Origin of the sequence: Haematobacter sp., from assembly GCF_032102465.1 — a bacterium.
In the GTDB taxonomy this organism is placed as follows: domain Bacteria; phylum Pseudomonadota; class Alphaproteobacteria; order Rhodobacterales; family Rhodobacteraceae; genus Haematobacter.
In genome coordinates, this window is sequence record NZ_DAMDHB010000011.1 from 84,233 (window position 1) to 105,939 (window position 21,707).

18 protein-coding genes and 1 tRNA gene are annotated in these 21,707 nt (G+C 68.4%); 12 read left to right on the forward strand and 7 right to left on the reverse strand.

The window, feature by feature from the left end:
- Positions 1 to 50: 50 nt before the first annotated feature.
- Positions 51 to 1,121, reverse strand: a complete 1,071-nt coding sequence (locus RT513_RS09320) for a siderophore-interacting protein (protein ID WP_290691548.1) — start codon at positions 1,119 to 1,121, stop codon at positions 51 to 53.
- 342 nt (positions 1,122 to 1,463) lie between these two features.
- Here RT513_RS09320 and RT513_RS09325 point away from each other — a divergent pair, with 342 nt between their 5' ends.
- From RT513_RS09325 to RT513_RS09335, 3 genes are read left to right on the forward strand one after another with little or no spacing between them, the layout of a single operon-like run.
- The gene (locus RT513_RS09325) at positions 1,464 to 2,399 is read left to right on the forward strand and encodes a sulfurtransferase (protein ID WP_088216894.1); all 936 of its coding nucleotides are present in this window, start codon (positions 1,464 to 1,466) and stop codon (positions 2,397 to 2,399) included.
- Entirely contained in the window at positions 2,399 to 3,538 is a 1,140-nt protein-coding gene (locus RT513_RS09330) for a YeeE/YedE family protein (RefSeq protein WP_290691553.1), read from the forward strand. The genes RT513_RS09325 and RT513_RS09330 overlap by 1 nt, the downstream gene beginning before the upstream one ends.
- Positions 3,535 to 3,699, forward strand: a complete 165-nt coding sequence (locus tag RT513_RS09335) for a hypothetical protein (protein ID WP_179209276.1) — start codon at positions 3,535 to 3,537, stop codon at positions 3,697 to 3,699. The genes RT513_RS09330 and RT513_RS09335 overlap by 4 nt, the downstream gene beginning before the upstream one ends.
- Positions 3,700 to 3,744: 45 nt before the next feature.
- On the opposite strand, the gene RT513_RS09340 is transcribed toward RT513_RS09335, so the two are convergent.
- Positions 3,745 to 4,218 (reverse strand): YbaK/EbsC family protein, encoded by a 474-nt coding sequence (locus tag RT513_RS09340; RefSeq protein ID WP_290691556.1) that lies wholly within the window; start codon positions 4,216 to 4,218, stop codon positions 3,745 to 3,747.
- Positions 4,219 to 4,377: 159 nt separating this feature from the next.
- Between RT513_RS09340 and panB the strand changes: the two genes are divergently transcribed.
- Positions 4,378 to 5,250 carry a 3-methyl-2-oxobutanoate hydroxymethyltransferase gene (gene panB / locus RT513_RS09345; RefSeq protein WP_290691558.1) on the forward strand — a complete coding sequence of 291 codons (873 nt, stop codon included), beginning with the start codon at positions 4,378 to 4,380 and terminating at the stop codon, positions 5,248 to 5,250.
- Between the two features lie 235 nt (positions 5,251 to 5,485).
- Complete coding sequence (gene panC, locus RT513_RS09350) at positions 5,486 to 6,361, forward strand: pantoate--beta-alanine ligase (RefSeq protein ID WP_290691561.1); 876 nt, start codon at positions 5,486 to 5,488, stop codon at positions 6,359 to 6,361.
- An 87-nt stretch (positions 6,362 to 6,448) separates the two neighbouring features.
- Here the strand turns inward: panC and RT513_RS09355 are convergent, their stop codons facing one another.
- The 4 genes from RT513_RS09355 to RT513_RS09370 form a co-directional block, all read right to left on the reverse strand.
- Positions 6,449 to 7,072 (reverse strand): DUF1269 domain-containing protein, encoded by a 624-nt coding sequence (locus RT513_RS09355; protein WP_290691564.1) that lies wholly within the window; start codon positions 7,070 to 7,072, stop codon positions 6,449 to 6,451.
- A 230-nt stretch (positions 7,073 to 7,302) separates the two neighbouring features.
- A tRNA-Leu gene (locus tag RT513_RS09360) sits at positions 7,303 to 7,388 on the reverse strand.
- Positions 7,389 to 7,430: 42 nt separating this feature from the next.
- Positions 7,431 to 7,859, reverse strand: a complete 429-nt coding sequence (locus RT513_RS09365; RefSeq protein WP_290691566.1) for a YqaA family protein — start codon at positions 7,857 to 7,859, stop codon at positions 7,431 to 7,433.
- Positions 7,860 to 8,405: 546 nt separating this feature from the next.
- Entirely contained in the window at positions 8,406 to 8,858 is a 453-nt protein-coding gene (locus RT513_RS09370; protein WP_290691569.1) for a DUF4186 domain-containing protein, read from the reverse strand.
- Positions 8,859 to 10,289: 1,431 nt separating this feature from the next.
- On the opposite strand from RT513_RS09370, the gene RT513_RS09375 reads away from it, so the two are divergent.
- The 3 genes from RT513_RS09375 (at position 10,290) to RT513_RS09385 (ending at position 16,312) form a co-directional block, all read left to right on the forward strand.
- The gene (locus tag RT513_RS09375) at positions 10,290 to 11,375 is read left to right on the forward strand and encodes an efflux RND transporter periplasmic adaptor subunit (protein WP_290684771.1); all 1,086 of its coding nucleotides are present in this window, start codon (positions 10,290 to 10,292) and stop codon (positions 11,373 to 11,375) included.
- Positions 11,375 to 14,449 carry an efflux RND transporter permease subunit gene (locus tag RT513_RS09380; RefSeq protein WP_290684772.1) on the forward strand — a complete coding sequence of 1,025 codons (3,075 nt, stop codon included), beginning with the start codon at positions 11,375 to 11,377 and terminating at the stop codon, positions 14,447 to 14,449. Before RT513_RS09375 ends, RT513_RS09380 begins: the two co-directional genes overlap by 1 nt.
- Positions 14,450 to 15,175: 726 nt before the next feature.
- Entirely contained in the window at positions 15,176 to 16,312 is a 1,137-nt protein-coding gene (locus RT513_RS09385) for a class I SAM-dependent RNA methyltransferase (protein WP_290684774.1), read from the forward strand.
- Positions 16,313 to 16,742: 430 nt separating this feature from the next.
- On the opposite strand, the gene RT513_RS09390 is transcribed toward RT513_RS09385, so the two are convergent.
- Positions 16,743 to 17,285, reverse strand: a complete 543-nt coding sequence (locus tag RT513_RS09390) for an SRPBCC family protein (protein WP_179209281.1) — start codon at positions 17,283 to 17,285, stop codon at positions 16,743 to 16,745.
- Between the two features lie 562 nt (positions 17,286 to 17,847).
- Here RT513_RS09390 and RT513_RS09395 point away from each other — a divergent pair.
- The 4 genes from RT513_RS09395 to RT513_RS09410 all read left to right on the forward strand — a co-directional run bounded on the left by RT513_RS09395 (position 17,848) and on the right by RT513_RS09410 (position 21,084).
- Positions 17,848 to 18,555 carry a DNA helicase gene (locus RT513_RS09395; protein ID WP_290684793.1) on the forward strand — a complete coding sequence of 236 codons (708 nt, stop codon included), beginning with the start codon at positions 17,848 to 17,850 and terminating at the stop codon, positions 18,553 to 18,555.
- A 456-nt stretch (positions 18,556 to 19,011) separates the two neighbouring features.
- Entirely contained in the window at positions 19,012 to 19,704 is a 693-nt protein-coding gene (locus RT513_RS09400; RefSeq protein WP_290684777.1) for a phosphatidylserine decarboxylase, read from the forward strand.
- A 5-nt stretch (positions 19,705 to 19,709) separates the two neighbouring features.
- Positions 19,710 to 20,474 carry a phosphatidylcholine/phosphatidylserine synthase gene (locus RT513_RS09405; protein WP_290684779.1) on the forward strand — a complete coding sequence of 255 codons (765 nt, stop codon included), beginning with the start codon at positions 19,710 to 19,712 and terminating at the stop codon, positions 20,472 to 20,474.
- Positions 20,464 to 21,084 carry a class I SAM-dependent methyltransferase gene (locus RT513_RS09410; RefSeq protein ID WP_290684781.1) on the forward strand — a complete coding sequence of 207 codons (621 nt, stop codon included), beginning with the start codon at positions 20,464 to 20,466 and terminating at the stop codon, positions 21,082 to 21,084. Before RT513_RS09405 ends, RT513_RS09410 begins: the two co-directional genes overlap by 11 nt.
- Positions 21,085 to 21,707: the final 623 nt, after the last annotated feature.

Sequence of the window (21,707 nt, forward strand, 5' to 3'; positions counted from 1 at the left end):
GCCGACGATGCGGCTCGCGCGCCCTGTGGGCCTGTGCAAGAGGAAATGCCTCAGACCCGCTGGCCGCGCGGCCGCCATTTCGCCCCGGCGGGGAAGTCGCGCGCGGGGTTGGCGTTGCTTGCGCTCACCCCGCGCCGCCAAAGGTCGCGCACGCTGCCGTCAACCTCTGGATGTTCCGCCAACCACAGGCGGATCTCCCGGGCGGCCCCCGCCTCGGCACCCGCCCACAGCACGCCGCTGTCAGCCGTCTCCCGGAGCGCGGCGAGCAGCGCCGGAACCTGCCGGAGTTGCATGCCCTGCGGCGCATTCTCCAGCGGCGGGCCCTCGCCCTCCAGCAGCACCACTCCGCGCGCATCCGGGCGCAGCACCTCCAGAAGCCGCTGGATCACCGGCCGGGCGGCGGCATCGCCCGCCAGCGTCACGGTCTCCGCCGCGCGGAGCGCGGGAACCGCAGGCTCCGTCTCCGGGCCGGAGAGACCGCAACGGTCGCCCTTGCGCGCCCAGCGGGCCCATTCCGCACCGGCCCCGCCGCCGTCGTGCAACAGGATATCCAGCTCGATCCGGCCCGCCTCCGGCTCAACGGTGCGGATCGCATGGCGACGGACAGCCGGGCGCCAGGCGGGATCGACCGGCAGCGGCAGTCCGTCCGGCCCCGCCTTGGGCCAGCGCGGGGCCATGCCCTCGGGCGGGAAATGGAACCGGCCATAGGGCGCCGCGGGATCGGCGAAGCGCGCAAGATCAGTGCCGGTCAGCATAAAGCGCCGCCAGTCCCCCATCCGCTCCACCCCGGCGACGGTCATCTCGCGGAAGTCCGCGTAAAGCGTGCCCGCCTCCGCCGCGCCGGTCCATCGGATCACCGGATGTTCCGTCACGCAGAATTCCAGCAGGTGAGAGGCGATGAAATCCACCATCTCCTCCATGCCCGAGCGGTCCGGCGCGCGCGCCTCCACCTCCACCCCGTCGGCTGCGGGCCGGAACAGCGCCTCTCCCATGGAAAGCTGCGCGCGGAGCCCCTCACCCTGCCGCTCCAGCGTCACGTCCTGCTCGCGCAGGTGCCCGGCAAGCGCCTCGATAAGCGGCAGGGGGTCGGAGAGCGGCACATGGGCGGTCGCGGTGAACATCGCATTTCCTTTCCATCGGGCGGGTGGTCCCGGACAGCGAACGCGCATTCCCGGGGGCTCCCGGATATTGAGATAGGCATGCAAGGAACGGAAAACCACGGTCATGCCGGTTCCGCCTCATGGCAAGAAAGGACAATCCGATACCATCGCCGGGCTTTCCGGTAGAATTTCCCCAGCCATCGTGTGGCAGCGGAACCTTCTTCCGCTCAAGGCAGCTCTGAGCGGCACCTGTCCGCCCGGCACCCGCGCCGCAGGCGGCCCGCCGGTCTTGCCAAGCCGCGCCGCCGCGCAGACATGGGGGGCAAGGCACCTGCCACCCGAACCCATCAGCGGAATGACGCCATGAAACTCCTCTCCCTTACCGCGCTGGCCGCGATCGGCTGGGCGGCGATCGCCACGGCCGGGACACCGGCCTTCGGCCCGCTCGTCACGCCCGCCGAACTGAACACCGCCCTCTCCGGTGCCGATGCGCCCACGGTGCTCGACATACGGGAGGCCGCCGCCTACGGGCAGGGCCATGTCCCCGGTGCGATCTCCGCCCCCTATGCGCTGTTCCGCGGACCGGCGGACAACCCCGGCCAGCTCGTGCCGGAGGACGTGCTGCAGGAGCGCTTCCGCGCGCTGGGGCTGAAGAAGGACCACCCCCTGGTCGTCGTGCATCAGGGCAAGGACGACAGCGATTTCGGTGCCGCCGCGCGCGTGTACTGGACACTGAAATCCTCCGGCATCAGCCCGCTCGCCATCCTGAACGGCGGTCAGGGCGCATGGGCGGCGGAAGGGCTGCCGCTGGAGACCCGCGCCAACACGCCCACCCCCTCCGACATCGAGATCACCTTCTCCCACCGCTGGCTCGCCGACACGCAGGATGTCGCCGCCATCGTTGACGGCAAGGAGAGCGCCCGCCTCATCGACGCCCGTCCGGCCGCGTTCTTCAAGGGCGATCAGGCGCACCCGCAGATGACCCGGCCCGGCACCCTGCCGGGGGCGGAGAACGTCTCCCATTCCGTCTGGTTCGACGGCCCGACGACCGTCACCACCCCCGCAGGCGCCGAAGCGGTGCTCCAGAAGCTCGGGCTGAAGCGCGACGAGGAGATCGTGGCCTTCTGCAACACCGGGCACTGGGCCGCGACCGACTGGTTCGCGCTTTCCGAACTCGCCGGGCTCCCCGATGTGAAGCTCTATCCCGACAGCATGGTCGGCTGGTCGCAGGGCGGCGGCGCGATGGAGAACACCCCCGGCCTGCTCCAGAACCTGCTGAACCAGATCCGGTCGAAGTGATGACCACCGCTTCCGGCCATCTTGAAGGCGCCTCCTCCCCCGCCGGGGAGGGGGTGAAACGCCTTCTGCTCATCCTCGCCGCACTGGCGGCGGTCTTTGCCGTATCGCTGTTTGCGGGCGCGCGATACGGGCTGCTGCTTGCCATCGGGCTGGGTTTCGGCATCACGCTCGAAGGGCTGCACTTCGGCTTTGCCGGGCCGTGGCGTGCCATGATCCTGCGGCGGGAGCCTGCGGGCCTTCTGGCGCAGCTTCTGGCCATCGGCCTTGTCGCCCTCGTCGCCTTCCCCCTCCTGCAATCCCATCCGGGAGAGCTTGGCGGGGCGGAGGCGCCCATCGGCTGGGCGATGCTCGGCGGGGCCTTCGTCTTCGGCGCGGCGATGCAGGTGATCCTCGGCTGCGGCTCGGGAACGCTCGTCAATGCGGGCAGCGGCAACGCGGTGAGCCTCGTGGCCCTGCCCTTCTTCTGTCTCGGCAGCTTCTTCGGGGCCGCGCATCTGCTGTGGTGGACCGATCTCGGTGCGCTGCCGATCATCGTGCTCCGCGGGACAGGCGGCCTGCTGGTGACGCTGGGCCTGCTCGCCGCCGTGGCGCTGCTGGTCTTTCTCCTCGGCAAGCCCGGCACGCGCAGACTGCCGCCCCGGCTGATCGTCGCGGCGCTCCTGCTGGCGGCGCTGGCCGTGGCCAACCTCGTCGTCGCGGGCCAGCCCTGGGGCGTGGTCTACGGCCTCGGCCTCTGGGCGGCGAAAGGGGCTGTCGCCCTCGGCGCGGACCTGTCGGCCAACGGCTTCTGGGGGGCGCCGGGGAATGCGGCACGGCTTCAGGCAAGCATCCTGACCGATGTCACCTCGCTCACCAATATCGGCATCATCCTCGGCGCGTTTCTGGTGGCTGCGTGGCGCAGGCACGGCCTCTCGCAGCCGCTACCGAAACTGCCCGCCCGGGCCTGGGGCGCGGCTGTCGTGGCGGGGCTGCTGCTCGGCTATTCCTCGCGCCTCGCCTTCGGCTGCAACGTGGGGGCCTTCTTCTCCGGCATCTCGACGGGGAGCCTGCATGGCTGGGCATGGTTTGCGGCGGGGTTCGCAGGCTCCTGCCTCGGCGTGAAACTGAGGCCCCTCGTCGGGCTGGAGGCCCGCAGATGACCCGCCGTCTTACCGCAGGCATCGTCATCGCCCTGCTCGCCGGGCTGCTGTTCTTCGACCACGCGACCGCCGCGCTGAACCCCTACAAGGCGCCGCCCGTCATCGCCCTCGGCTCCGGCGTGGTGGCGACGGGGGGCTTCTGCGGCGCGCTTCCACAATAGCGGCGCGCGCCCGCCGCGACGATCCCGCCGCAGTCCACCCCGCGATCACTCGGCAATGAGGGGGCGCGCCGCCCCCGCCGCCACCCGGAGCGCATCGGCATAGGCCAGCGCCACCATCAGCCCCCGCCGCCCGCCGTTGATCACCACCTCCTCCGCCTCCGCAGTCGCCTCGAACGCTACCGGCACCCGGCGCTTCTGGCCAAAGGGGCTGATCCCGCCGGTGTGAAAGCCGGTCAGCCGCTCCGCCTTCTCCGGCGGCATCATATGGGCGGATTTCCCCCCGAACGCCGCCGCCACCCGCTTCATCGACAAGGTCCTGTCCGACGGGATGACGGCGCAGGCGGGCTTGCCGTCCACCTCCACCATCAGCGTTTTCAGAACCCGCTCGGGCAGCACCCCGATGGCTTCCGCGGCATGCAGGCCGATCCGGTCCTGCCCGGCGACGTAGTCATACTCGATCGTGCGAAAGGCAACGCCCGCATGTCTGAGCGCCTGCGTCGCGGGGGTGGCTGTGCTCATCGTCTGCTCCGTTCTGCGGGCGGAGCCTAGCGTGCGGCACAGGGGCGGAAAAGCCGTCGCAAGCCCCTTCTCCCATTCGCATCCGCAGAAAATCCTTGCCATCCCGCCGATCTTGGGGAGGATGCGCCCCCAACACGACGCCTTCCGGGGGGAGAGAGGATGAGCGCCACACCACAGACGCCCGCACCGCAGGGCGGCATCCGCCGCCTGACGCCGAGCGACATCCGTGCCCGCAAGGGTGGCACGCCCGTTGTCTGCCTCACCGCCTATACCACCCCCATGGCCCGTCTGGTGGACAGGGAGGCCGACCTGATCCTCGTGGGGGACAGCGTGGGCATGGTGCTCCATGGCATGCCCTCCACCCTCGGCGTCACGATGGAGATGATGATCCTGCACGGGCAGGCGGTGGCGCGCGGGGTGGAGCGGGCGGCGCTGGTGGTGGACATGCCCTTCGGCAGCTATGAGGAAATCCCCGCGCAGGCCTTCCGCAACGCCGCCAGGATCATGGCGGAGACCGGCGCGCAGGCGGTGAAGCTGGAAGGCGGTCTCCACATGGCCGAAACCGTCGCCTTCCTGACGGCGCGCGGCATTCCGGTGATGGGTCACGTCGGCCTGACACCGCAGTCCGTCAATGCGCTGGGTGGATACCGCGTGCAGGGCCGGGGCGGGGATGCGGCCCGCGTCCGCGCCGATGCCGCCGCCCTGACACAGGCCGGGGCCTTTGCCGTGGTGCTGGAGAAGGTGCCCGCCGCGCTGGCCGACACGATCACGGCAGAGATCGCGGTTCCCACCATCGGCATCGGGGCCAGCGCAGGCTGCGACGGGCAGGTGCTGGTGATCGACGACATGCTGGGCCTGTTCGGCGATTTCCGCCCGAAGTTCGTCCGCCGCTACGCCGAGCTTGGGGAGAGCGCCGCGGAGGCGATCGCGCGATACGCAGCCGACGTGCAGGCGCGCCGTTTTCCAGCGCCGGAACATGTCTTCGCCAGCGAACTTCCCGCCACGGGCGGATCGGGCAAGGCCGCGTCATGACCCCTGCCCTCCCTCGCCGTGCGATGCCTCGCACCGGGCGGCAAACCGGGCCTGCCCGCTGCCGCCCCGCGATGGCCGTCCCTATGTCCTCGACGCCACACGACGGACACGCTTTGTTGCGTCCCTCGCCCCGCCGGGCACGGCAATCGGCTGAGAAGGCGCTCCGCCCAACCCGCGGAAATCGCAACACCGCCGGCGCGATACGCGTTTCCCCCTGCTTGGCAAAGGTTCGCCCATGACCATCCTCCGCCGCACCGCCGATCTCCGTTCCCGCGTTGCGGGCTGGCGCCGCTCGGGAGAGACGGTGGCCGTCGTCCCGACCATGGGCGCATTGCATGACGGGCACCTGAGCCTCGTCCGCGCTGCCCGGGCGGTGTGCGAGCGGGTTATCGTCACGATCTTCGTCAATCCCCGGCAGTTCAACAGCCCGGAGGATTACGCGAAATACCCCCGGACGGAGGAGGCGGACGCCGCCCTTCTCGCCCCCTACGGCGTGGACGTGGTCTTCGTGCCGGAAGTGGAGGAGATGTATCCGCCGGGCTTCGCCACGACCGTGTCCGTCACCGGTGTCACCGAGCCGCTGGAGGGCGCGCATCGCCCCGGCCATTTCGACGGGGTGGCGACGGTCGTGACCAAGCTCCTCACCATGACCGGGGCCGACCGCGCCTTCTTCGGAGAGAAGGACTGGCAACAGCTTCTCCTCGTCCGTCGGCTGGTGGGGGACCTGAACCTGCCGGTGGAGATCGTGGGCTGCCCCACGGTGCGGGAGACCGACGCCCTCGCCCTTTCCTCCCGCAACCTCCGTCTTTCGCCCCGGGAACGCCAGATGGCCTCCGCCTTGCCGGAGGCTCTCGCCGCTGTCGCGCAGGCGGTGGAAGCGGGCGCCCCCGCTGCCCCGGCGCTGGAAGACGCGCGAAAGCACCTCGCCGACGCGGGTTTCGGAGAGATAGAATATCTCGACCTGCGCGATGCGGAAACGCTCGGAGAAGCCCTCCACGGGGCCCCCGCGCGGCTTCTCGTCGCCGCATGGGCGGGCAATGTCCGCCTCATCGACAATATGCCGGTGACACTTCCGGCCCCGCTGAACCAACTGCAGATCCGGCAGGCTTAAAGACCGTCAGACCGCGCAGCTGTCATTGCGAGTGGGCCAGCGGGTTCTTTGACCCGCCGGTCCGCTCGCCCTGACCGGGTCAGACGGTTACTTGGTTTCGGACTTGTCGGATTTGTGGAAGACCGATTTGAACTTTTCCTTGGTCTTTTCCCACTTCTCCTCGCGTTCGGCCTTACGGTCGGCCTTCTTCTCCTCGCGCAGCACACGGGCGGCCTCGTCCGACGCCGCTTCCGCTGCGGATTCCGCGCTCATGATCTCCGACAGCGTCGCCTCGTAGTTGTAGCGGACCAGCACACCGCCCGTGGTGACGGCGAGATTGTCGAGGATTTCCGGCGTGCTTTCCTCGATATCCACGAGGATACCCGTCTTGCCGGGCGGCAGCGCCGCGCTGATGGCGCTCAGAACGGAATCGTCATCAATCTCGTTTCCGGTATCGACCAGCGAACCGAAGAGCGCACCCGTCGAAAAGCCGAGCAGCACACCAAGCGGCCCGCCCAGAATCCCGATGAGCGCACCAAGCGCACCACCGCCAAGCGTGCCTTCGCCGCCGATATTGGTGCCGCCATCGCGCAGCGTGACGCGACCGTCACTCTCGCGATAGACCACAGCGGCCTGATTGATCCGATCGGGGTCCTCTCCCTTGAGCTTGGTAAGCGCCTCATACGGCTTGCTGTCGTCGAGCCAGGTCACGAGAACGATATTACGAGTCATGTTCTTCTCCATCTGCTTGCTGCAAAAGGGAGAAATCGCGCCCTTCACCGAAAATACGGAGGCGCGCCCGTACAGCTAATTCGCTTCCACCGCTTGGCAATGCACCGCTTGTGGCGGAAAGGCGGAAAAAAGCATTAGGCGCCGGGCCGACGATATACCGTCCTGAATTTCCCGCGGAACAGGCCTAGGACTGACCAACCCGGACCGCCTGATCAAGGGTGCCTTTCCGGTGGTGGCCGCTGTGGGACTCGAACCCACACGGGCATGGCCCGAAGCATTTTAAGTGCTCTCCGTCTACCGGTTCCGGCAAGCGGCCTCCAGTCTCTCCATTCCATTCCCCCGCAGGCAGTGCAAGAGGTCAGTTCCACCCGGTCGCGATCCAGATCACCGCAACATACCGCCCGCCCTTCGCAAGCGTGACGAGCAGCAGGAACAGCCCCAGCCGCTCCCGCAGCATGCCCGCGACGACGGTAAGCGGATCCCCCACCAGCGGCAGCCAGCTCGCCAGCAGCGACCAGCGTCCCCAGCGCCGATACCAGCCCTCGGCGCGGCGGATCTGCTCCGGCGACGCGGGAAACCATCTGCGCCCCTCAAACCGCGCAAGCCAGCGCCCGAGGCCATAGTTCAGCACCGAGCCGAGCACGTTGCCCGCCGTCGCGACGGCCCAGAGCAAAGGCAGCGGATGCCCCCCGCGATAAGCGAGGGTTCCCAGCACCGCCTCCGACTGCATGGGAAGCAGGGTGGCGGCGACGAATGCCGCAGCGAACAGGCCAAGATAAGCGATCATCGGACTCCCATCATGCCTACCCCCTACCCCACATCACCGCCGCAAGGCAGCGCGCAGAGCGCCGCAGCTGTGGAGCCCGCCTCGGCCTCCCTGCTCTCCGAGCCAACGCACGCCACGATGAGGCCCGGATACCCGCGGGCGGCAATTCCGGCGGCTTTTCTGCCGCCCCCCGGTCAGCCGATCCTTCCCTCCCTGCAAGGTGCCGAGGATGTGCCGTTCTCTGCGCGGCCGGCAGGCCGAAAGTCGCAAAAGCTGAACGGTAACAGGGTGCAAAAAAAGGCTTTCAGGTCTGCATCGGAGCGAAAACCGTTCGCGATCCGAGGGAAGCGCGCCAGAAACAACACGTCATGGGACCGATTTCCCAAACAGAAGGCGGGACACTGCAGAACCTTTTCACCCGCCCGCCAAAATGATCGGCCACGGACGCGATCGGCGGCATGCCGGCCGCGAACAAGGCGGGGAGCCGGAGCATTGCGGCAGAGCGGGCAAACCGCTCCCTTCGGAGCGGCTCCGCGGCGCCTCCGATCCACGCAACGGCTGCCTTCGTCATCGTGGCCCGCCATCAGGGGCACGCGGCACCGGGGGTCGCGCATTGCGGGCAGGCGTGGCGGGAAGCCCCCGCCCGGACGCGTCCCCCGACGTCTGTCTGTCGATCCAGGCCATCAGAACCCGCAGGACCATCGCCTGCTCCGCCTCGTCCAGCGGGCGTCCGCCTGGAATCCCGTGCCACTTTGCCAGACATCCGCGGCAGCATGTCGCGGTCGCATGCTGGGCGATGAACACCGGATGGCCCCGTATCGGCGTCTGCCGCCCATCTTTCACCGGCGCGGCGGGCGCAAGTCGGCGCGCCACGAAGTCGGCCGCGTGGCGGGCGACTGTCTCCCGGCCCTTCTCGGCCAGATAGGCCCTCTCCCCCTGCCCCAGCCGGAAGCGGCTGCGAAAGCGCGACCCGCCCAGCCGGGCAAACAGTCCTGCAATGTCGTCAGGCAGCTTCTCCATCCCGCGTTCCCCGCCTTGAATGAGACGGGAGGTCTCGCATCCCGCATCGCCCGCGTCCAGCCCCCGGAGGCGACGAAGATCGCCAACCCCATGGAGCAGCGCGCGGCCTCGCGTGCGCCAAACGACGACGCGGGGACATGGGCGAGCCGGCAGACTGGCTACCTTCCATCGCGCGCGGGAGAGAGGCCGACAACCCCCGGCCCGCCAGCCACACCCCCGGCTTGCACCCTCAATCGCGCGCCGGAGAGCGGCCGACACCCGCCCACGGCGACCCGCCCGACAAGCTCGCGACCCCCACCGCGCGCGGCGCGGACCGCCGGCGCCGGTGGATATCTCCGAACTGGACCGCGGCGCTGGACGGAGTCGCGCGGCATGAGAGGTCGCGATGCGCACGGCGCAGACGACGTGGAACGCCGTGCCTCCCGTCGGACGAGCTGCGCACGCCAGCAACGTGCCGCGCGGCGTCCGGCCCGAATTTCCCCTCCGGCGTCCAGCCGCGCGCGGCACTGACGCGGAGACCGGGTCATCCGCGCGATGGGCCCCTCCCTCGGGGGGCGTGCGAGATACCCGCCGTTCGGGAGCGTGCCGATGCGCGCGCCCCGCCGTCCAGCCTCGTTCGCGAGAAACGGCCGCATCCCGAACCATGACGGGGCGCGCGCCAGGGGCAGTCCAGCCTTGCATCTGCGGGCCGACGCCTATGCGCGACAGCCGGTGGACGACAGACCGCTTACATCGCCTTGCAGGCCCCGCCTCGCGCGCGCAAACGCCGACGCGGAGGGATGGATGCGGCGGGCCGTACACCCTCGTGCGCGAATGGTGCCGGTGTTTCTCGCCGTCTCCCGCAACTCCGCGTCAGACGGTCCGAGTTCCTGCGACACCGAGGTCGTCCGGCATCCTCTCACAATCGCCGGTAACGCACCCACCACCGGCACGCGCGCGGCCAATCAGAGCGCCCGCCTCTATTCCATACCCCCCTGCTCCAGCCCCGGCAGCGCGCGCGGCCATGGGGGATTGCCTGCCCACCGCATCTGGGCAGGCAAGGGCACGTCCAGCCGCGCGCGGCCATCGTCCAGCGGCAAGCCACCGTCCGGCTGTCTGGCGTCCGGCCGCGCGTGCCTGCGATACCAACGGATGCGCTTCGACAGCGCATCACCCAGCGTTTCACGTCCGGCCTCGTATGCCTGCGACCAACGGGGCGACCGATCTGAAGGCTGCGGCCGTCCGGGCGCGCGGGTCCGACCCGCGCGCGACGCCGAGGCTGACAGCGCAAGAGGCCACAGCAAAAGGCCACCGGGAAAGACCATGCCGTCACGCCTGCTCCCCGGCATGCCTGCCGCGACTTGTTGCCCGTTTGGCGGTTTTCCGTACGTCCCCTCTGGCCATGGGCGGTCCTTCGCGTATCTTCACGCCGAACTGTCAGCGAGGCGAGAGATGATAGCACCGGCCCGAATCCTCACCGCGATGCTCGCCGCGGCGCTTCTCCTGCTGCCCGCCTGCCGGGAGGAAGCGGCGGCGCCGGAGGTCGAAGGGCCGCGCCCGGTCAAGACGGTGACGGTCGCCTATACGGTGGTGAACAGCCCCGGCTCGCTCGTGGGCGAGGTGGCGCCCCAGATCGAAAGCGACCTCGGCTTCCGGGTCGGCGGCAAGCTCGCCCAGCGGCTCGTCGATGTGGGCGACGTGGTGACGGCGGGAGAGGTGCTGGCCCGGCTCGACATCGCACAGGCGCAGAACAGCGTCCGGCAGGCGGAGGCCAGCCTCGCCGCGGCAACGGCGCAGCGCGAGAATGCCGAGCAGACGGAGAAACGCACCAGCGACCTGCTCGGTCGCGGTTTTGCCACGCAGGCGGCGGCGGATGCGGCAACGGCACAGGCCAATGTCGCGCGGGCCAATGAACTCGCCGCGCAGGCCAGCGTCTCGGATGCGCGGGACGGGCTGGGATATACCGATCTCGTCGCGCCGGAGGCGGGCGTGGTCATGTCGCGCGGGGCGGAGGTGGGGCAGGTCGTCGCCGCCGGACAGATGATCGTCGAACTCGCCCGCACCGACCTGAAGGATGCGCAGTTCCAAGCCCCCGGCGCCGTTCTGGGCAGCGGGGCGGAGAACGCCCCCGTCACCGTCACCCTGCTCGATGATCCCTCCATCGTGGCCCACGGCAGGGTGCGGGAAATCTCCCCGGCGGCGGATCCGGTGACCCGCACCTTCCGGGTCCGCGTGCGGATCGACGACGCCCCCGCAGCCTTCCGCTTCGGATCGGCCGTGCGTGGGATGCTGGAACTGCCGGGGCCGAAAGCTGCCGCGCTCCCGCTTTCCGCGCTGTTCAACACCGCAGACCGCCCGGCCGTTTGGGTGGTCGATGCGAACGGTATCGTTGAGCTGACGCCGGTGGAGGTGCTGCGATACGAGGGCGAACGCATCCTGATCTCCGGCGGGCTGGAGGAGGGCGCGAAGGTCGTGGCGGCGGGGGTGCAGCGTCTCCGCCCCGGAATGCAGGTGCGGCTGCCCGCCGGTGATGCCTGATGGGGGGCTTCAACCTTTCTTCCTGGGCGCTGGCGCACCGCTCCTTCGTGACATTGATCCTCGTCCTCGCCGCGCTCGCGGGCGGGCTGTCCTACCTGCGGCTCGGGCGGAGTGAGGATCCGAGCTTCACCATCAAGACCATGGTGCTTCAGGCGAACTGGCCCGGCGCCACGATGGAGGACACGCTCCATCAGGTGACGGACAGACTGGAGCGGAAGCTTCAGGAACTCCAAGACCTCGACAACCTGAAAAGCCTGACGACGCCGGGCCAGACGATCATCTACGTGACTCTGAGCGACGCGACACCGCCCGAACGGGTGGACGACGACTGGTATCAGGTGCGCAAGAAGGTGGCCGATATGGGCCGCGAGCTTCCCTCCGGGGTGCTCGGCCCGTTCTTCAACGACGAATTCGGCGATACCTACGGGATCATCTACGCCTTCACCGCCGATCCCGGCTTTTCGGAGCGGGAGCTTCGGGACGTCGTCGATGCGGCGCGCGACAGGGTTCTGCGCCTTCCTGGCATCGGCAAGGCCGAACTCATCGGCACGCAGGATGAAAAGATCTGGATCGAATTCTCCACCCGCCGCCTTGCCAGCCTCGGCATAGACCCGGAAGCGGTGATCGCCCAGATCCAGAACCAGAACGCGGTCGTCCCGGCGGGGGAGATCGTGACCAGCGCCGACAGCACCCGGCTCGAAGTGACCGGCGCCTTCGGCAGCGAAGCGGAGATCGACAACCTCACCATCGCCACCCAGTCCGGCGTCGTGCGGCTCGACGATATCGCGACCGTCCGCCGTGGCCCGGTCGATCCGGCCCAACCGATGTTCCGCGTTGCGGGTCAGCCCGCCATCGGCCTCGCCATGTCGATGAAGGAGGGCGGCGACGTGCTCGCCCTCGGCCAGCAGATCGACACGGTCATCGCCCAGGTGAAATCCGGCCTGCCCATCGGGATGGAGGTGTCGCAGGTCTCCAACCAGACGGCCGTGGTTCAGCACGCCGTCTCCGGCTTCACCCGCGCGCTGGCGGAGGCGGTGGTGATCGTGCTCGCCGTCTCCTTCATCGCACTGGGGCTGCGGGCGGGGCTGGTGGTGTTCGTCTCCATTCCGCTGTCGCTGATGCTGGTGTTCCTTGCCATGGAACTCTACGGGATCGCGCTGCAGCGCGTGTCGCTCGGCGCGCTCATCATCGCGCTGGGGCTGCTGGTGGATGACGCGATGATCACCGTGGAGATGATGGTCTCCAAGCTGGAGGAGGGCATGGAAAAGGCCAAGGCCGCCGCCTATGCCTGGACCTCCACCGCCTTTCCGATGCTGACGGGCACGCTGGTGACGGTCGCGGGCTTCGTGCCGGTGGGTTTTGCTAAAAGCGCCGCCGGGGAATATGCCAATTCGCTCTTCTGGGTGATCGCCTTCGCGCTCATCCTGTCGTGGATCGTGGCGGTGCTGGCCTCACCCATCGTCGGCGTCTGGGTGCTGCCCGCACGGATCAAGCGCAAGCATGAGGGCGAGGGCCGTTATGTCGCGGCCTTCCGCCGCTTCCTGACGCGCGCGCTGCACTGGCGCTGGCCCATCGTCATCGGCACGCTCCTGCTGTTCGCCCTGTCTATTCTGGGCGCGATGCGGTTGCCGCAGCAGTTCTTCCCGCCCTCCGACCGGCCGGAACTGCTGCTCGACCTCAACCTGCCGCAATCCTCCTCCATAGAGCGCACCCGTCAGGTCGTCACGGAGGTGGAGAAGATCGTCGCGGCGGAGGCGGAGGTGGAGAGCTTCAGCTTCTACGTGGGCGAAGGCGCGATCCGCTTCTACCTGCCCATGGATGTGCTTCCCCCCGCCAGCTACACCGCACAGGGCGTGCTGGTCACCACCGCCGATGCCGACCGCCCGGCCCTGACGGCGCGGCTTCAGCGGGTGCTGGACGACCGCTTCCCCGATGTCCTTTCCCGCGTGGCGCCGCTGGAGCTTGGCCCGCCGGTGGGCTGGCCCGTGCAGATCAGGGTGAGCGGCGAGGATCTGGGCGCGGTCCGCGACCTTGCATGGCAGGTGGCCGATGTGATGGGCGCGGCCCCGGGCGCGGTGAACGTCAACCTCGACTGGAACGAACCCGCGCGGCTCATCCGCATTCGCGTGGATCAGGACCGCGCGCGTCTTGTCGGCCTTTCCTCCGCCCAGCTCGCGCAGGCGCTGCTGGCCGTCACCAGCGGCGTGAACATCACCCAGATCCGCGACGACATCTACCTTGTCGATGTCGTGGGCCGGGGGGCGGAGAACGAGCGGCGCGACGTGGACACCCTCCTCGCCCTTCAGATCCCGTTGGGCGGCGGGCGCACCGTGCCGCTGATCTCTGTCGCGAGCTTCGATTACGCCACCAGCCAGCCCGTCGTCTGGCGGCGCGACAGGCTTCCCACGATCACCGTCCGCGCCGATGTCGTCAACATCACGGCAGAGGCGATGGCCGCAGGCATCGCCCCCGCGATAGACCGCCTCGCCGCCGCCAACCCGGAGATGCGGCTGGAAACCGGCGGCGTGGTCGAGGAAAGCGAAAAGGGCCTCGGCTCGGTGGTGGCCGTGTTCCCGCTCATGGTCATCCTCATCCTCGTCATCCTCATGGCGCAGTTGCAAAGCGTGCAGTTGCTCATCCTCGTCCTCTCGGTCGTGCCGCTCGGGCTGATCGGGGTGGTGGCGGCACTGATGATCACCGGCCTGCCGGTGGGGTTCATCGCGGTGCTGGGGATCGTCGCGCTGATCGGGATGATCGCCCGGAACTCCGTGATCCTCGTCGAGCAGATCGAGCAGCACCGCGCGGCGGGAGAGGATGGCTGGTCCGCGCTGATCGACGCGACGGTGAGCCGCGCGCGCCCGATCGTGCTCACCGCCGCTGCGGCGATCCTCGGCATGATCCCCATCGCGCGGGAGGTGTTCTGGGCGCCGCTGGCCTTTTCCGTCATCGGCGGGCTGACGGTGGCGACCGTACTGACGCTGGTGTTCCTGCCAGCCCTCTACGCACTGTGGTTCCGGCTGGAGCCGCAAACCCCCGCCGCGTCGCCGTCACCGCCACTCTCGCCGTCGGCCTGACGGCCGCCACTCATGACGGTCACTCATCCCTGCGGGGATGCTGCATCTTCGCGGGCAACCCGAGGACGGCAGCGCACCGCAGACCACCGGCCCCCGCCCCTCACGCGGCCAGGCTCCGACGGCTTCGCGGACGGTCCGGCGTTGGTGCGCCCACGGTAACCGCGTTCGCCCGAAGCCGCCGGAGCAACACCCGGCGGGCTGCTGAAAGGCGCCGAAATATCAGGCCTGTCCTCTGGAAAATCGGCCCGGGAACGCCCGGAATATGGGGATCTCCGGCGGGATTTCCCCAGATTTCATCTCCGGCGCAGACCACGCTCTCTTTCAGCAGCCTGCCGCCCCCTACGCGGGGATCCGACGATGCCGCCCCTCGCCGGCGCGCAGCGCCGAGGACATTTCCCAAGGCCTGCCAGCGGAGCCGCAATCTCCTTCGCCCCACCTGTCCCGCACACCCGGGGCATGCCTCTCCGAGCGGTTGGCCCATGTCCCACGCGCCTCAGGGCACGCCTGCTCCTGTGCAGCCGGACCGATGGTATCGGCCCCCGCGCGCGACACGTCTACCTCGCCACCTGCCCGCCCCTCGCCCCGGGCAGGACACGCCAGGCCGGGCCGGGGTCTCGGGCGCATCTTCGGCCTGCGCCCGGCGCCCCACGACAAGCGCCGCACCCCCCGCGCCGGAACCGGCGGTTCCCCCTCGCGCCCGCAGGGGGAAACGTCTATGACGGCGCGATGACCACGCCCTTCGAGATCTTCCTCGCCGCCCCGCCGGGGCTTGAACCCGTCCTTGCCGAAGAAGCGGCGGAGGCCGGCTTCCCCGCGCCCCGCGTGCTTGAGGGCGGCGTCGCCTTCGACGGCGGCTGGGAGGACGTGATGCGCGCGAACCTCGTGCTGCGGGGGGCCACGCGCGTGCTGGCCCGGATCGGTGCCTTCCGCGCCCTCCACCTCGCCCAGCTCGACAAACGCGCGCGCCGCTTCCCGTGGGGAGAGGTGCTGCGCACCGACATGCCCGTCCGCGTCGATGTCACCAGCCGCCGGTCGCGCATCTATCACGCCGGTGCCGCGCGGGAGCGGATCGAAACCGCGCTCAGGGAGAGCGCGGGCATTCCCGTCGCCGCGCCCCGCGACAAGGAAAGCGAAGACCCGCCCGAAGACGCCATCGCCCTCAAGATCCGCATTGAGGACGATCTCGTCACCATCAGCGTCGATACCTCCGGTCCCTCCCTGCACAAACGCGGCCACAAGGAGGCGGTGAACAAGGCCCCCCTGCGCGAGACGCTGGCCGCGCTGTTCCTGCGTCAATGCGGCTATACCGGCGCAGAACCGGTGGTGGATCCGATGTGCGGCTCGGGCACGTTCGTGATCGAGGCGGCGGAGATCGCGGCGGGCCTGCTGCCCGGTCGCAGCCGCCGCTTCGCCTTTGAAGATCTGGCCTCCTTCGAGCCGGAACGCTGGGCGGGGCTGAAACAGACCGCCGCTCCCCACCCGCCCGCCTTCGCCTTTCACGGCAGCGATCGCGACGATGGAGCGATCCGCATGAGCGGCGCCAACGCGGCCCGCGCCGGCGTGACGGACTGGACCACCTTCACCCGCCTTCCGGTGAGCGAGGCCCGCCCCCCCGAAGGACCGCCCGGCCTTGTCATGGTGAACCCGCCCTACGGCACGCGGCTCGGCAATCCAAAGCTGCTCGCCGGCCTTTACGGGGCACTCGGGCAGACGCTGAAGCAGCATTTCACCGGCTGGCGCGTGGGTCTCATCACGTCGGAGGAGCGTCTGGCCCGCACCACCGGCCTCCGTTTCCTCCCGCCCGGGCCACCGGTGCCGCATGGCAGCCTGCGCATCCGCCTCTACCGCACCGACCGGCTTTGAACTCCGGCCGACGAACTCCGGCCGGTTAGCACACATCTCCCCCGGCAGCACCGGAACGCGCGCGGGGCTTCCGCCCCCGGCCCCGAAATCACGGGCATCCACGCGCGTCAGTGGGTGAACTCCACCCGCTCCGCAGAGTGCCCCGGGGCCGGGCAAATCGCGCAAGACCGGTGTGGTGCTCCCTGAATGCGGGAGCTCCCCTGCAAAACCTGCGACCGGGACAGGCCCAAAAGCAAACGGAGGGGCCCACCCCTCCGATATCGCCCGCCCGCCGGCTCACCCGGCTGTCACATCGTCCCGCCCGTTCGGGTAAAACCGCCGCCACGCCGTTGGAGGGGAAGAGGCGGCGTGGCGGCGGGGGCCCTGTCCATACAGACCGACCGGGCTCCACTCTCGCCCGGCCCCACCCGGACGCGAGCCTTTCAGGGCATCAATTCGCCTTGCCGAACTTCTCGACCAGCGCATCGAGCCCCATCTGGTGGGCTGCCGTCACCGTGGCGATGGCAGCCTCGTCATTCAGTTCAGGCGGCGGATCGTTGTTCGGGAAGCCCCGGTAGAAGGCTCCCGTCCACTCGACCTTCGCCTTGCCGCCCTCGTCCTTCACGGCGATGATGCCGGAATAGTTGGTCACGGCCAGCGCCTTGATGTTGTCGGTGATGGTCCGGTAGGAATAGGTATGACCCTCCGGGTTCCACTTGGTAAGCTGCTCCGTCGTCTGCTCGCCGTTGTCCCAGGTGACGGTGCGCTGTTCGCCCGGCTTGACCTCGGCACCCGGCTCGATCTCCACCGACTTGGCCCGCGGATACCAGGACAGGTCGTCGAACTTGCCGATCACCGCCCAGACCTCGTCGGGCGTCGCGTTCAGCGTCACCTCTTGTATCACCTTCTGCCGCGAAGGGCCGTGCGCCTCCGCCAGTCCCGCTCCGAATACCAGCGCTGCACCCGCCGCCAGCGCCATCACAAATTTCCGCATCAGTTCCTCCCCCGGATCCCCCCCGGAATAGCCTGATCAGCCTAACCGCAGCGCAGCCAAGAGCAATGCAACGAAAGTCTTACCCGCTCCCCCCGCGCGCAAGCAGGGCCGCACGACGGAAACTTTCCGCCACTGCCGCTGCTCCCCACCGCCTATCTGGCACCCCCCTATCTGGCACCCCCGGAGCAGAGGCGGCTCCCCGCGCGCTAGCCCTTCCGCGACAAGGCAAGCAGGTTTACGGCCAGCAGCTTCCCCCCGCACCCGAGGCCGCGACAATCAGGAGCCTGGTCGGGCCGGGCCCTCAAGCTGAACGGTGCAATCTGAACGGTGCAATTCCCGGCCTGCTGGCCGCGACCAGCACGGCATACCCGCGGCCCTTAACCGCCGGTCGCCTTGCGCGACTTGCGTCGTTGGGTTAGCCTCCCTGTTAGGCTTGACCCACGCCTCCTCCCTCCAAATGGGGAAGTATCGCACATACGGGGTGACTGAGATCATCGAACCATCTGTTCGAGCGTTCGCATAAGGAGGGGTTGCGTTTTCGGCTCGGAATGGAGGTTCCGTGATGCGGCTATCCGCCCCGATCTATAAGTTGAAACGCCGCGCCAAGCTGTTGGCGCGAGATGAGAATATTCCTTTGCATCAGGCACAGGCCCGTATTGCTGCGGAGGAAGGCTTCACGGCATGGAGTCTGCTTGCCGCGCGCGTCACCGGAAACGCCGATGTCAGCGCATTGCTTCCCCAGCTTGTGGATGGCGATATGCTCCTGATCGCCGCGCGGCCCGGACATGGCAAGACGCGCCTCGGCCTACGGCTTTTGCTTGATGCGGCCCTTGAAGGGCGGCGGAGCGCATTATTTTCGCTTGAATACACCGAGCGAGAGGCAATGGATCACTTCCGCGCGCTTTCAGACCCACTGCCCGAGAAGATGCCGGAAATCATTACCACGGACGATATTTGCGCCGACTATATCATCCACCATCTGTCGGGTGCGCCGAGGGGCTCGGTAGCCCTGATAGATTATCTGCAAATTCTCGATCAGATGAGAACAAAACCTCCGCTTTCGGATCAGATGAAAGCTCTACAGGAATTCACCCGGAGCACCGGGGTCATTCTAGCCGTAATTGCGCAGATTGATCGCTCTTATGCGTCAGAAGCTGCATCGGTGCCGGGTATTGCCGACCTCCGCCTTCCCAATCCCATTTCAGCGGGCATCTTCTCGAAAGCCTGCTTCTTGAACGCGGGAGAGGTTCGCTTGCAGGGCATGATCTGACGTTGCCCGCCAGTGTCAGACGCCTGCCAATGGCGGCTTGCGGCCGACAGCTTGGGCCCGCTTAGGGGACTTGCTGGTCATGACCATTCTCATTGACTGCGCGTGGCCGATCTCCTGACTGTCGCCGCCCGAAGCCACAGGGGCTGCTTTCCCCTGCGCGCTTTCTCGCCATCGGCGGCGACTCCCCGCACGCGGGGGCCCACCCGGATTATGGCCCTGGATTATCGCCTTGGCGGACGGGTCCGGGAAGGGCCGCTCCCGGCGGGGCGGGGCCATACTTGCCGCCGGATGCACTGGAGGACCCCCGCCCCCGCTCCTCCCACGCCGGGAAACAGCGGCTTGGCAGCGCGATAAGGCCGGCAAACCCTCGCGAACCGCCGTCTGCGATGTTGTCCCTCGTTGCGCTTGGCCATCGAATTCCGTAACCCGATCTGGCAAACAGGAGAAACACCCCCCATGCGCATGACCGATACCGTGTTGAAGCCGATGCACCCCGAAGGGTGGCGCTTCGTCGGCATTTTCGCGGTGATCACCGCCCTGCTGTTCTGGCTCTGGGAGCCGCTGGGCTGGATCGGCGTGGTGCTGACCATCTGGTGCTACTACTTCTTCCGCGATCCCGTGCGGCAGGTGCCGGAGGGCGAGGGGCTGGTCATCAGCCCGGCGGACGGCATGATCTCGCAGATCACGACGGTCCTGCCGCCGCCGGAGCTCGGCATGGCGGCCGAACCGATGACGCGCATCTCGGTCTTCATGTCGGTGTTCAACGTACACGTGAATCGATCGCCGGTTTCGGGCGTTCTGAAGAAGATGGCTTACACCAAGGGAAAATTCGTCAACGCGTCGCTGGACAAGGCGTCGGAGCATAACGAGCGCAACGCCCTGCTCATCGAGCTGCCCGATGGCCGCGAAATCGCCTGCGTCCAGATCGCAGGTCTGGTGGCGCGGCGCATCCTGCCCTTTGTGAAGGAGGGCGACATGCTCTATGCGGGGCGGCGCTTCGGCCTGATCCGGTTCGGCTCGCGGGTGGATGTCTACCTTCCGCCCGGCGTGGCCCCGCTGGTGGCGGAGGGCCAGACGATGATCGCGGGCGAAACGGTCATGGCGGATCTCACCGCCAGCCTTCTGCCCCGTCCGGCCCGCGCGGAGTAGCGCCCATGTCCCGCCGCCCCCGCGCCAACCGTGTCCGCCAGCTCGCCCTGCCGCAACTGCTGCCGAACCTCCTGACGCTGGGCGCGATCTGCGCCGGGCTGACATCGCTCCGCTTCGCCATCGCCGGACGCTTCGGCGAGGCCGTGGGTCTCATCATCCTCGCCGCGATCCTCGACGCGCTGGACGGACGGATGGCCCGGATGATGGGCAGCGAAAGCGCCATCGGCGCAGAGCTCGACTCGCTCGCGGACTTCCTGAACTTCGGGGTGGTGACGGGGATGCTCGTCTATCTCTCCATGCTGTCGGATATCGCGAACCTCGGCTGGATCGCGGTGCTCGTCTATGTGGTGGGCTGCGTGCTCCGTCTGGCGCGGTTCAACGTGGATGCCCGCTCCCCCGCGCCCGGCCCCTCGCTGGGCGGCTTCATCGGCGTGCCCTCGCCGGCGGGCGCCATGCTGGCCATGCTTCCGCTCTTCCTGAACGAAGCGCTTCCCGCAGGCACGGACGTCCCCGATATCCTGAGCGCGGTCTGGCTGGTGATCGTGGGCTTTCTGCTCATCAGCCGCATTCCCACGCCCTCGCTCAAGAAACTCAAGATGCGGCCGGAACACCTGCCCTACTGGGTGATCCTGCTGGTTGCCATCATCGCCGTCCTGTTCACCTGGCCCTGGTGGACGCTGATCGCGGCGGATGTGGCCTATCTCTGCGTGGTGGGCTGGTCGGCCCTGCGCCGGTTGTCGAAACAGGGGAAGAGCGAACATGAGGCCTGATGCCGTTACCTCCACCTACCGCCGATGGGCGCCGATCTACGACGCCACCTTCGGACGGGTGACGAACGCGGGGCGGCAGCGCGCCGCCGCACATGTCAGCCGCCGGGGCGGCGAAGTGCTTGAAGTCGGCGTCGGCACCGGTCTCGTCCTGCCGCTCTACCAGGGCGGTGTGCGGGTGACCGGCATCGACTATTCGCCGGAGATGCTGGCCAAGGCGCAGGAGAAGGTCACCGAACTTTCGCTCGGCCATGTGGAGGCGCTGCACCGGATGGATGCCCGGTCGCTCGACTTCCCGGATGCGAGCTTCGATACCGTGGCCGCGATGCATGTGCTCTCCGTGGTCCCGGAGCCGGAAAAGGTGCTGTGCGAAATGGCGCGGGTGTGCCGTCCGGGGGGGCAACTGGTGATCGTGAACCACTTCACCGCGGAAGCCGGGCCGCTCCGGGCGCTGGAGCGGATCTCCACCCGTTTCGAGGATCTGCTGGGCTGGCAATCGGACTTCCCGATCGAGCGCGTGCTGGGCCATCCCGATCTCGACGTGGCGGAACGGGAAAGCCTTCCGCCCTTCGGCATGATGACCTGGCTGGTGCTCGAACGTCGGGACTGCTGACCCCTCGCGCCCCGCAGCAGCGATACGCCCTGCCCAGCGACGCGACCCGTAGGGCAAGGGCACGGCAGGGAAGGCGTGAGACCGCTCCCCGATCCGGTCAGGGGCGCACTCCCGCCCGTCAGCGGCGGCCAAGGCCGCCCCCGCCGGTTGGGCCCGGCGCCGCGCTGATGCGCGGCGCGGTTGCGATGAAATGCAGGTCGGCCCGCTCCCTGATGCAGATGGAATCCAGACCGGGGAGAACATCGCCCTGACAGGCTGCCGAGGGCTTTCGGACCTGCGCTGAAGCGGGGATCGTTCGCAGTCTGACGAAATCCCGCCGGAAACCTCCGCCGTACGGATCATTCCATTGCAGATTTCCCAAGGCAGATTTCCAGATTTCCACAACACAGGCGTGAGATTTCAGAGCTTTTCCGCAGCCTGTTGACAGGCTTTGTGGCCGAGATGCTCCCGCAGGCGCGATGCGACGCGCCCTTCCGGGCACGACCCCGGTCGGACAGCTAACGCGGGGCCGGTAACGCCGGAGCCGGGGCAGCGATGCGCGATGCAGGGCGACAGACCGACATGAGCGGCATGAGCAGCATGAGCAGCATGAGCAGCATGAGCAGCATGAGCAGCATGAGCAG

Excerpts from the sequence above, each read along its gene's own strand:
- RT513_RS09400 (WP_290684777.1), top strand. The coding sequence starts at position 19,012 with ATGCGCATGACCGATACCGTGTTGAAGCCGATGCACCCCGAAGGGTGG.
- RT513_RS09340 (WP_290691556.1), bottom strand. The coding sequence starts at position 4,218 with ATGAGCACAGCCACCCCCGCGACGCAGGCGCTCAGACATGCGGGCGTT.
- RT513_RS09335 (WP_179209276.1), top strand. The coding sequence starts at position 3,535 with ATGACCCGCCGTCTTACCGCAGGCATCGTCATCGCCCTGCTCGCCGGG.
- RT513_RS09405 (WP_290684779.1), top strand. The coding sequence starts at position 19,710 with ATGTCCCGCCGCCCCCGCGCCAACCGTGTCCGCCAGCTCGCCCTGCCG.
- RT513_RS09330 (WP_290691553.1), top strand. The coding sequence starts at position 2,399 with ATGACCACCGCTTCCGGCCATCTTGAAGGCGCCTCCTCCCCCGCCGGG.
- RT513_RS09395 (WP_290684793.1), top strand. The coding sequence starts at position 17,848 with ATGCGGCTATCCGCCCCGATCTATAAGTTGAAACGCCGCGCCAAGCTG.
- RT513_RS09320 (WP_290691548.1), bottom strand. The coding sequence starts at position 1,121 with ATGTTCACCGCGACCGCCCATGTGCCGCTCTCCGACCCCCTGCCGCTT.
- RT513_RS09370 (WP_290691569.1), bottom strand. The coding sequence starts at position 8,858 with ATGGAGAAGCTGCCTGACGACATTGCAGGACTGTTTGCCCGGCTGGGC.
- panB (WP_290691558.1), top strand. The coding sequence starts at position 4,378 with ATGAGCGCCACACCACAGACGCCCGCACCGCAGGGCGGCATCCGCCGC.
- RT513_RS09410 (WP_290684781.1), top strand. The coding sequence starts at position 20,464 with ATGAGGCCTGATGCCGTTACCTCCACCTACCGCCGATGGGCGCCGATC.
- RT513_RS09325 (WP_088216894.1), top strand. The coding sequence starts at position 1,464 with ATGAAACTCCTCTCCCTTACCGCGCTGGCCGCGATCGGCTGGGCGGCG.
- RT513_RS09355 (WP_290691564.1), bottom strand. The coding sequence starts at position 7,072 with ATGACTCGTAATATCGTTCTCGTGACCTGGCTCGACGACAGCAAGCCG.
- RT513_RS09380 (WP_290684772.1), top strand. The coding sequence starts at position 11,375 with ATGGGGGGCTTCAACCTTTCTTCCTGGGCGCTGGCGCACCGCTCCTTC.
- RT513_RS09385 (WP_290684774.1), top strand. The coding sequence starts at position 15,176 with ATGACCACGCCCTTCGAGATCTTCCTCGCCGCCCCGCCGGGGCTTGAA.
- panC (WP_290691561.1), top strand. The coding sequence starts at position 5,486 with ATGACCATCCTCCGCCGCACCGCCGATCTCCGTTCCCGCGTTGCGGGC.
- RT513_RS09375 (WP_290684771.1), top strand. The coding sequence starts at position 10,290 with ATGATAGCACCGGCCCGAATCCTCACCGCGATGCTCGCCGCGGCGCTT.
- RT513_RS09365 (WP_290691566.1), bottom strand. The coding sequence starts at position 7,859 with ATGATCGCTTATCTTGGCCTGTTCGCTGCGGCATTCGTCGCCGCCACC.
- RT513_RS09390 (WP_179209281.1), bottom strand. The coding sequence starts at position 17,285 with ATGCGGAAATTTGTGATGGCGCTGGCGGCGGGTGCAGCGCTGGTATTC.